The organism is Methanobrevibacter millerae (assembly GCF_900103415.1).
GTDB lineage: Archaea > Methanobacteriota > Methanobacteria > Methanobacteriales > Methanobacteriaceae > Methanocatella > Methanocatella millerae.
In genome coordinates, this window is record NZ_FMXB01000015.1 from 1 (window position 1) to 11,557 (window position 11,557).

The window sequence follows — 11,557 nt, forward strand, 5'->3', positions numbered from 1 at the left end:
TTTATTCTTACTATAAGTTATTAAAATCTATTTATATTAGTAATTACAAATATATAACTAATTATAATTAATTTTATAATTATTGAGATAAATATATGGAGTTTTGATATCTATGATTTCAGATAGCAAAATTTTGAGAGATTTTAGTTGTGAAATTGGCAAAATGGAGGATGAATTTCAGCTTATGTATTTCGCTTCGACAATTGTTGATGGTGCGTTTAATTTCTTTAAAATTGAACGAAAAGTATCAAATGTTGGAAAACCACCTTTTAACCTCAAGGATATGGTAAAACTAATTTTTTATGGATATATTAATAAAATAACGAGTTCTGTAACATTATCTTATAATGCCAGATACAATATGTTGTACAGTATGATTTCACATGGCCTAGAATCCAATGATCAAACCATACGAGATTATTGTAAGCATTTCCAAGGAATTTACCAATTAATTATGAGTTTCATATTGATTGTAGCACATAGAATTGGTTTAACTGATTATGAACATATAGCAATTGACGGTACGATTAAAAAAGCATATAACTCACCATTCAATATAATTAAAGAAAAAGACATTAGTTTATTAATAAAACATTATATGGTGGAAAAATTAACAAAAGACGAAATTAAGAAGCTCAGAAGAACAGCAAGGAAATTTTTAAATGATATATCAAAATCAGATGAAGAAAAAGTGAATATTCTTTTCCATTGGTGGCGTTTACTTGATTATTCAGGTCAAACATCGCTTGCTATAAATGATTATGATGCTAGATTAATGAAAACAAAGGATAATGGCCAAAAATATCCTAAATTTTCATTAAATATTCAATTGGGAACATTACCCAATCTAAATTGATTTGTGGAGTGAATGCCGTTCAAAATCCAACAGGCCATTATCAAATTCCTGCATTAATGAATCAAATCCTCACTAATTCAAATTCCAAACCAAGCAAAATTAGTGCCGATATGATTTATTTAACGTTAGCAAATTTGAATTATTTAGATAATTTGGGAATATCTGCTTTAATTCCAACATCACAGCAAAATAGAAAGAATTATAATAATTTACCAGAAAATCTATTTGCTATTGATAATTTGGTATTTGATGAATATAAAAATGTTTTTATCTGTCCCGAAAATCAAGAATTAACACTTGATGGTGCTTATAAAGCACCAGCAGAAAAAGGTGGTGGAAATAAAATTAAATTGGTCTATTCTAACTATTTAGCATGCAAAAATTGCAAATATGCAGGAATCTGCTTTAAGAGAAACCATAGAACCATAACACGGTATGTACATGAGGTTACATACAAAACTGAACGATTAATGTCTACAGAAGAAGGAATAAAAGATTATAAATTACGTTCTAAAACTGTAGAGGCACATAATGGGAATTTTAAAAGGATTTATCATCACGATGATATTCCCTAACTGGATTAAAAAGAGTCCAGAACCTGATGTTCACCATTGTGGCATCATATAATTTAATAAGATTATTTAATCTCATTAAAGAAAAAAATATGGATTTAAATTCAGTTATTAGTTCAATAAGATTCATATCTTTAACATGAAAAACTAGTTTGATAAAAAAGGAGGAAATGAAAAATGTTCACAATTAAATAATTTCTGCCAACACTCAAAAAAATAAAAAAAAAAGTTAAGGAAATCTAATTCCCTAACTTGTAACGGTAATTTTATTTACGATGTTTGTTCCGCTGTAGCTTGAGGTAATGATGTACTCGCCGGACATAAGGTTAATGTTCAGTTTAGCCAGACCCGAACTGTCAGTTACCCTATTGTATAAGACACCGTTGATGTTGAATGTCACGCTTTGACCGGGATAAGGAGCTCCCGTACCATCAACAAGCGCTGCAACGAACTGATCTGGAGTACCCTGTTTTTTAATCAGGTTATCGGCAGAGAGGACTGGAAGAACAATAATGTAGTTTGAAACCATGCATCCCCCATACTCAGCAGTTATGATATAGTCACCGGGCTGCAGGTTAATGTTCAGCTTGGCAATGCCAGACTCATCAGTAACTCGCCCATAAAAGACGCCGTTGATATTGAACTTAACGGTTACGCCGGCGCCCACAGGCTTTCCGTCATCACCAATTACCAGAACTGTGTACTGCGTTGCGTTTCTGTAGTATTTGACAATGTCTGCGTTTTCAACGAGTCTGGACAATACGGTAATGTTATTCGCCGAGTTTTCACCGGTTGCAGGATTTATTGCAGTGATAACGTATTCTCCCTGCTCCAGATTGATGTTTAACCTTGCCATACCGCAATTGCCGGATACCTTACGATCATACATTACGCCGTTGATGTTAAATCTGACTGCAGTACCTTCTTTCAGGTAGTTGCCTTCACTGTCACGGAAAGTGGCGCAGTACTGCGTGGCGTTTCTGAACACTTTAACGACATCTGTTCCGTTGACGCCAGCCAAGACAGTGATTGTCGCATTTACGGAAGTTCCGTTGTAACTGACAACGACCGGATATTCGCCGGAATTTAAATTAACTGCCATTGACACCGAACCGTTTTCATCGCTGAGCCGAATATAATCAACGCCGTTAAGGGAAATGGTTATGCTGGCATTTGAAACGGCTTTGCCTTCACGGTCCGTGAGGCTTGCGGCGAATCTTTCAGGCCCGCCATAGTATTTGGTTAAATCGTCCGCAGTTAAAACGAATTCATCTTCAATGGAAAGCGGACAGACGATTTCAAATCCGCAGTAGAAATCATCTCCGCCATAGCTGACGGTCGCATTGTAGTCGCCGGAAGGAATGCCGCTCAAGTCAAATGACGCAGTTCCGTTTTCAATAGGTGAGACAAGGGTTTCATCACAGACAGACAATGAAATATTGCCCGTTGCATCTTCAGGAACTTCAACGCTAACGAGTGAAGCGTTTTGGGTGACATTTGCAGCGAATGACCTTTTTGAGATAACGAATATTCCATCGCTTTTCGAAGGTCCGTAATTGCAATCTCCGGCATATGCCGCTTCGATATAATACTCGCCGGGCGCCAGGCAAACATCCTGCGCAACATCGGCCTCAATCACCTCGCCGGAAATGTTGAACACGACTTTACCGGACATAAGGTCATGACCGTACTGGTCAGCGACATGAGCAGTCACGCCATCATCCCCGGCCGCTAATGACAATGTGGTATTGAGAGGAGTTAAAATAGTGAACGCCTTGATGCATGCGACCTGAGTGGTTATTGAGGACGTTGGAGATTGCCAGGTATAGTTGCTTAAATCAATCCATGATTCACCGTCAAAACTTATGAATGAGACATTATTTGCGTAATATTTTCTAGCAAATGATTCCGTGTTGCTTATCGGCACGCCAACATCCTCGCCGGTTATTTCAAACATTACTTCAAATTTATCTCCCGGCTTCAGGGATATCATGTCACTTAACTCAATTGTCCAGTAGCCGGATTTGGAATAGCCTTCCTGAGTTAATTTCAAGGCATCGTTTACATAAATGTCCAGTTCCCAATTGCTGTCCTTTTCAAAGTATGTGGATACTCCGGCCAGCAGTTCATTGTCGCTTGCATTGAAAACGTTCCTGTAGCGGGCAGAAGAGGTGCCGTTGTGCAGGAAATTCGTGAAACCCAAATCATACTGATAATTTCTCTCAAATCTTACGCTGCTGTTGAAAACCACTGCGAATGAGCGCAGGAATTCATTGAGGAAAATGCTTTTATCGTAATATGAAATGTAGAAGTAACCGTTATCTCCCCATTCAGGCCCCCAGCTGTTTTTCGCAATCCATGCGCCGAGTCCTGGAGCGTACGGAACCACAAAGCTGTCATTCCAGCCCACGACAACAATTGCATGGTTCATGACAGATTTTGTAGAGTATTGGGAGTGCGTTTCATTATCCGTAATGTTCACGTGAATGGCTGCGACGATTCCTCCATATTTCATTATGACTTCCTTAATTTCGCGATAATCTGTGGAATTTCCTTTGAAAACATTTATTGCATTTTGAACATGGATAACGCTATCCAAAAGCGGTGAAAAAGTGCTGCTGTCAAAATAAGGATCAAGCTCCTCGGGAACCGGACCGAACCAGCCCGAAAGATAACCCAATCCCATGAAATTATCCCCTCCGCAATTCGGATCATACTTCCATCCGAAAGGAGAGGTATTGGATTCTATGTTTTTCATGTGATTTTCAGAAAAGTCAAATACGGTTCCGTTGCCTTTCAGAATGTCTGATTCCAATGCTCCGATTACTGCAAAAGCCCAGCAGTTTCCTTCATTTCCCTGGTTTTTAACGGAAGTTGTCTGGTTGTAATCATTCAGATTGTAATATTCCGGCAAATCTGTGACGTCTGAATAATTGCCTGTGAAAAATGCATAATCCTTGCCTGTGATTATAACGTTATCGGGAATTCTATAGAGAATGATTGCCGTGTCATTGCATATTTTAGCCCTGTTGTTTTCATAGGTAGTGTTTATCTCATCTATCGAAGGAGAATCGCAAATCAGATAGATTGCACCGCCAAAAATTTCAGCGCAATTGTCTTTAAAGACTGTGTTCACCATTGCCAATGAGACATTATTTAAATAAAGGCCTCCGCCATAGCCTGCGCCATTGGCAGTTATCCTGGAGTTTATCAGTGTCAAATTGCCTGAACGCTGATTGACTGCTCCGCCCATAACGCCATGGCAGTCGATTATGCTTACATTGCTTAGATAAACGTCATATGAATCGCAGTATAATGCGCCGCCTCCATCTTCGCAAGTGCAATTAATAAATTCGCTTGATTCGATTCTTAAAATCAAATCATCGCCATTTTCATTAACCAAATATATTGCTCCCCCATTTTTCGCACTGCTTGAATTGAATGTGGAGTTTTCAATAATGCAGTTTCCGCCAGCCCGTATCGCTCCGAAATAGGAAAAATGACTGTTCATGAAATGTGAACCGATGATTTTAAGGTCCCGTTTTGCATTTACAATATTGGATTTTCCGGAATTGTTGTTGAATGTGGAGTTGAATATTTCAATGTCTGCCGCCCAGAGCGCGCCTGCAGCATAATTGTTTGAAAAATCGGAACCGCTTATTTTAACGCTGCCGGTGATAAATACCGCCGAACCGCTATCTCCCCCATTGTCAATGATTGTTGCGTTTTCAATTAAGGCGTTTTCACCCCCTATTGCTGCGCCGTAAATTCCAAAATTGGATTTGAATGTGGAATCGGTCGCATTAACGTTTTCGTCACCGTAAACCGCTCCTCCGCGTGAAGCCCTGTTTTTTTCAAACGATGATTTTTCAATGAGGATGCAGTTTGCTTTAACCGCTCCGCCGTTTGCTCCGGCACGATTATCCTTAAAAATGGAATCAACTACATTAACATTGTCTGCAAAGACAGCTCCGCCCATCTTATTGGCCGTATTGTTTTCAAATTCACAATCGACTATTGTCAAATCGCCGCGAGCATAGACTGCTGCGCCGTTGTCTGCAATGGCGTTTTTGAAAGTGATATTGATTAATGTGACGTTGTTTGCCGAAATATTAAATATCCTTGCCTCAAGGTTGGAATTGATGACGTGTCCGTTTCCGTTGATTGTGAAATTGTCCTTATCAATCACAATGCCTTCAATATAATCAGTTTCATTGGAAAGGTGCATATAATCATAATCAAGCGTTACTGAATTGCCTGAAGCCTCATCGATTAGCTTTGCAAGTTGCGAAAATGTAGATATCGAATAATTTTCCTTCACATTATAAACGGACGTGCTTGTGTTTAGAAATTCATTATCCACCTCGCATGTAATGCTTACAATGTTTTCGCCAACTTGGGTAAACACCACCGCTGCCTCATTTTCCGAGGTATCGGAATTGAAAGAGGTTTTCAATGATTTTTTCTCATTGTTTATGAGCAATGTCAGTTGATTGACCTGAACGGCATTTCCCATATCGTCGGTTAAGCTCACAGGCACCACTTTTTCCTCACCGAACGAGACGTCATAAGTCGAATTCCCTGCTATGACTGCAGTTATCGGGGATGCGACATAATCCAGACTGTCAATTATTATCCGTGAATCTCCGGTGATTTTATTTTTTGATAAATAGGAATAGATATTTTTTTCTTCAAAAATCAATATGCGGTCATTTCCATTATTATTTTCAAACGTCGAGTTAATGACAGACAGATTATCCAAGCCGCAGATTGCGCTTCCCTTATCGGCAGTATTGTTGATGAAACAGCAATTCAATACGCTTGTCTGGCTGGCATAGGTGTCATGGCCATGATAGAGCGCACCATATTCCTTCGCCCTATTTCCAATGAAAAAAGTATTATTAATAATTGTGTTTCCGGTAACCCATAATGATCCCATGATACTGGATGCCGCATTATATTCAAATCTGCACCCGTCAACGGATGAATTGCGGGCAATGGATATGCTCAGTGCTGATTGAGCCATTGCACGGTTATTTGTGAAATTGGATTTGACAATATTAACTGAATCCCCATCTATCAGCACTATTCCAATCATTTCAGCATTGTTTTCATTGAAGTTGCAGTTTTCAACCGTAATGGAGTTCACCTGATAAGTGGCAATTGCGGCCCCCATATCGGCGGAATTGCCTGTGAAATTGCAATTTTTCAAAGTCATGCTGCCTCCTTCAACAAACATTGCTCCTCCGCCAAAATAATATAAGATATCGATATTGTCAAAACTAAAGATTGCCTCATTGCCTGTGAAACTGCAATTTTCCACATTGCCTTGGCCATTAAAGAGAATTGCCCCTCCATTGTATGCCTTGTTATCAGTGAAATTGCAATTTGCTACAGTACCCGAACCGACAAAGCAAACTGCACCGCCTCCGCCATCATAGTTAACATTTTTGATTGTCAGATTTTTGATTGTCACTCCGGAAGCGCTTACATTGAAAGCTTGAATATTCGATCCGGCCATGTCGATTACCGCACCGTTACCGTCAATGACGCTGTCGGCAACAGCGATGGAAATGGTATCTCCCGAATCATATTCATAATAATCATATTTTAACATGATGCTTTTAGCAGAACTCAAATTAGCAATCTCATTTGAAAGCTCTGAATATGTACCTGAACCAGCACATAATACATCCAAATCATTTGACGCGCCTATCGCATCATCAGATAGGCCTGTTGACAATAAATCACATCCTGACGTTTGATTAACGTCTTCAGTTGCCGATGAGGCAGACATTGACATTAAAAAAAGCAGGATTAAGCAAAAACTAAGCAAATATCGAATTTTCATAAAGGCAAATCTCCCAAAAATTATTTTCAGTTAAAATATTCTATGTACAATATAATTTATAAAATTATACATTTGATTTCCAGATAAATGAAAAACAGAAAGCATTTTTTTGCAATTAGCCAGTTAATATGCGAAAAATTGAAAAATATTCAAAAATCAATGACCCGGCAATTTTCGCCCGCAACGCAAAACCCCGATTTATCGGCACAAAAAACTGCCCCGAATAATTAAAAAGACATGAGGTTAAAAGCATGGTTTACTTAAAATAATGCAGTTTAATCAAATGAAAAGCTAAAATGATAAATGTTAATTAATGGAAACAATAATAAGATTGGTGTTATCTACATGAAAAAAAGTAAAAAAGTTAAGGAAATCTGATTCCCTAACTTCTAACGGTAACTTTATTTGCTATGTTTGTTCCGTTGTAGCTTGAGGTAATGATGTACTCGCCAGGCATAAGGTTAATATTTAACTTGGCCTGACCTGCACTGTCAGTTACCCCCTTGTAAAAGACACCGTTTATGTTGAAAGACACAATCTGCTCGGCGTAAGGAGCGCCCGTGCCGTTAACCAGATTTACAACAAACTGATCAGAAGTACCGTACTTTTTAGTCAAGTCAGTGGCATTCAATACCGGAAGAACAGTAATGTTGTTGGATACCCTGCAGTCCTTATACTCGGCGGTAATGATGTAGTCGCCCGGATGCAGGTTAATGTTGAGCGTAGCTATTCCGGATTCATCAGTTGTGCGGTTGTACAGTACTCCATTAACGTTGAATGATACCGTTTCGCCTGCACCAACCGGTTTTCCGTCATCACCAATGACTTTAACAGTGTACTGGGATGCATTTCTGTAGTATTTTACCAGGTCACTGTTTTCAACGAGCCTTGCAATGACAGTGACGTTGTTTGCCGCATTCTCGCCGGTAACCGTGTTCATGGAAGTGATTATATAGTTTCCTTGTTCTAGGTTGATGTTGAGCTTTGCACGGCCGTTTTCCTCAACCGTACGGTTATAGAAGACACCATTGATGTTGAATGAAACCATGGTTCCTTTGGCAAGGTAATTACCCTCACTGTCCTTAAAATCAGCATAAAACTGAGTAGCGTTTCTGAATACTTTTACAAGATCATTTCCATTGACCGTTGACTTGACGGTTATAGTGGAGTTAACGCCAACGTTATCCACAGTTGCGGTAACATTGTAGACGCCGCTGTTTAAGTTAAGTGCAATGCTTGCCATACCGTCTGCATCAGTGGTTCTGTTGTATTCAGCACCGTTTAAAGTGATTTCAACACTTTTGTTTGCCAAAGGATTACCACGTGAATCCGTCACAGTTACAACAAAGCTTTCATTTCCACCATAGTATTTTTCAACATCCGGAGCGGAGACGTTTATAGTTTTGTCTTTAACGTTTACCGTAACGTTTGTTGAGTTTTTAGCATAGATTTCGCCGTCACCGACTTCAACCGTAATGACTGCAGTGCCTTCACCGACTGCGGTAACCGTACCGTTTTCATCTACACTGGCAACAGAGCTGTTGCTGGACGAATATGAAATATCAAGCAATATCGTATCCGGATTTTTGGTAGCGTTAATTTTATAGGTTTCACCGATTTCCAAGTCCAAAGTATCGTTTTCAACAGTAACGCTGCCGTCATTCAAGCTGACATTAACAGTGATATTTTTACTTTCAGCAGCGGCATATTTATTGTCCCCGGCAAAACTGACAGTAATAATTGCAGTGCCTTTAGCATCAGCAATGACATTGCCCTGATCATCAACAATAACAATAGAATCATCACTGGATGTGAAAGTAACATTGCCTGCATCATCAGGAGTCAGATTAGCAACAATAACAGTATCACCACCAACAAACAAGTCCAATGAAGCAGAATCGACATTGATTACAGTAGGAACCTTGCTTACAGTAACGGCTATTTCAGTTGAATTCTCAGCATAAACACCATCACCGCCGACTTTAACAAGAATATTGCCAGTACCGTTTTTCAAAGCGGTAACTAAGCCATTTTCATCAACAAGGTAAACACCGGAATCATCCTGAACAAAAGTAACATTCAAACCGGCAGGAAGAGTATCGGCAACAATAGTGAAATTATCACCAACAAATAACTCCAAAGTAGCATTATTAACGCTGACACTGGCATCATTCAAGCTGACAGCGACTGTGATAGTTTTATTATCAGCCGCAGCATACCTGTCAGTGCCATTGAATGAATAGGTAATGGTGGCTGTGCCTTCACTTAAAGCGATAATCTGATTATCCAATAATTTAATAATGGAAGAATTACTTATTATATAAGTTAAATTACCTGCCTCTGAAGGATTTAAACTAACACCACTATCAACTTTATCATTAACCTTCAAATCAAGAGTTTCATTTTCAATAATAATTTCAGTAGATATTTTGCTTACAGTAACGGTCACATTTGTAGAATTTACGGCATAGGTTTCACCGTTACCTACAGTTAATGTAATAATGGCTGTACCTTCGCCTACGGCTTTCACATTGCCGTATTCAGTAACACTAGCAACGGATTCATTGCTTGAGGCATAGTAAACAGCCAGGAAACGTGGATTGGCTGTAGCGTTAATAATACAAGTATCATCAACATATAAATCTATCGTGTCGTTTTCAACGCTGACGCTCGCATCATTCAATGTTACAGTAACCGTTATGTTTTTGCTTTCGGCCGCCTTGTACTTATCGTCACCTGCAAATGAAACAGTAACTGTGGCAGTACCATTTTTGCGAGCATAGATAATGCCGTCATCTGATACCAGGACAATATCTTCATTATTTGATACGTATTTAAGATTTCCAGCCTCTGAAGGGAATAATGCCGCTAAATCACCAATACGTTGATATGCTTTCAATTCAATAGTCACATTTGTCAGAGTAATTTCGGTAGCAATTTTGCTAACAGTTAAGGTTACATTTGTGCTTGATGCAGTGTAGTTTTTGCTGCCTTCAAATGTTACTGTAATAATGGCCTTTCCTTCACCAATTGCTTTGATGTTTCCGTCTTGATCAACTTCAACTACGCTTGTATCATTGCTTGTGAATTTAATAATGCCAACCGCATCACATGGTGTTAAATTATAAGTAATCTGTGCTGTATCATCAACAAATAAACTGGAAGTGGTATTTGCAATGATTTCAGTCGGAATAATTAAGATATTGGCCGTAGCCTTAGCTTCAGAGTTTTCATAAATGTCGTCACCTGAATAGGTGAATGTCCAGTTGTATTGGCCAACAGAATAAGCACTGTTCGTTATATTCACGATTAAATATCCATTGTCTTTTATGCCGATTTGTGATACATTCAACATTTCACCATTGCTAATGGTTAAGTTGCCCGTTGCATTTTCCGGTAAAGTAACAGTAAACATTACGCCTTTTGTATCATTGACATAAATATCATGGGATTTTACTTTAATATCTGATTTGAGCTTATTAACAGTTAAAGCTCCAGTAGCGGATGAATTTAAAAATACATCACCACCGGAATATGAGACAGTGACTTCGTATTCATCCGGCAGAATATTATCTGGAAGCTGAATTGTTTTATTCAAATCAAGATTTTCAAATGTTTTATTGTACTTTTTACCTGTTAAAGTAATATTGACTTTTCCTGTTGCAGTACTGTTGTAATCAAGAATGACTGAAGTGTTTTCACCATAACTAATCTCTTGAGGCTCAATTTTAACAGACAAATCAACACTCCTTTTATTGTTATCAAAAAAGATTGTATATTCAGCATTCTCCACACTTGCAGTTACGCTGCCTTGACCAACTTTGGTTGCTCTATATTCAGCGGATTTATCTAATGTAGTGCTGTTTGAAACCTCACCATTAGTTGCAGTTAACGTTAAATTAACAACAGGTAATTTGCTGTTCTCATATTCATAAATATATGTACCGTTTGTTGAGTATAATTTGAATAGGACATCTGATGAATCGAAAACTAAAATTGAAGTAAGATCTGCTGTAGCATTTAAAAACAGCCAGTTATCTATTGTAATATTATTATTAATATTTGGTTTATTCATATAATTGCTTGCATTATTTCCAAACCAGCTATCTTTTACCACAACACCAGGGGTAGGGGCATAAATTTCATATGTGCAATTGTTGTTTAAGAAAATTGCATTTGTAATATAAGCATCCAAATCCTCATCGTAACTGAATTGGATTATTGCATTTGATGCAGTGTTGTTAATATATGTTCCGGTAATGTTTGAATTTGAAACAT

4 protein-coding genes are annotated in these 11,557 nt (G+C 38.3%); 2 read left to right on the forward strand and 2 right to left on the reverse strand.

All coding sequences use genetic code 11. The features are described 5' to 3' along the window. The first annotated feature begins 112 nt into the window (after nt 1–112). Nucleotides 113–856 (forward strand): hypothetical protein, encoded by a 744-nt coding sequence (locus F3G70_RS08750; RefSeq protein ID WP_149732329.1) that lies wholly within the window; start codon nt 113–115, stop codon nt 854–856. An 8-nt stretch (nt 857–864) separates the two neighbouring features. Next, nucleotides 865–1,431 (forward strand): transposase, encoded by a 567-nt coding sequence (locus F3G70_RS08755; protein WP_188118128.1) that lies wholly within the window; start codon nt 865–867, stop codon nt 1,429–1,431. 244 nt (nt 1,432–1,675) lie between these two features. Here F3G70_RS08755 and F3G70_RS08760 read toward each other — a convergent pair whose 3' ends face one another. Beyond that, nucleotides 1,676–7,225, reverse strand: coding sequence for a C1 family peptidase (locus F3G70_RS08760; RefSeq protein WP_188118129.1), 5,550 nt, complete (start codon nt 7,223–7,225; stop codon nt 1,676–1,678). Nucleotides 7,226–7,661: 436 nt separating this feature from the next. After that, a partial coding sequence (locus tag F3G70_RS08765) for an Ig-like domain-containing protein (protein WP_188118130.1) occupies nt 7,662–11,557 on the reverse strand: 3,896 nt, incomplete at its 5' end.

What these genes read in the sequence shown, in the direction of transcription:
- F3G70_RS08750 (WP_149732329.1), top strand. Translation starts at nt 113, where the DNA reads ATGATTTCAGATAGCAAAATTTTGAGAGATTTTAGTTGTGAAATTGGC.
- F3G70_RS08760 (WP_188118129.1), bottom strand. Translation starts at nt 7,225, where the DNA reads ATGTCTGCCTCATCGGCAACTGAAGACGTTAATCAAACGTCAGGATGT.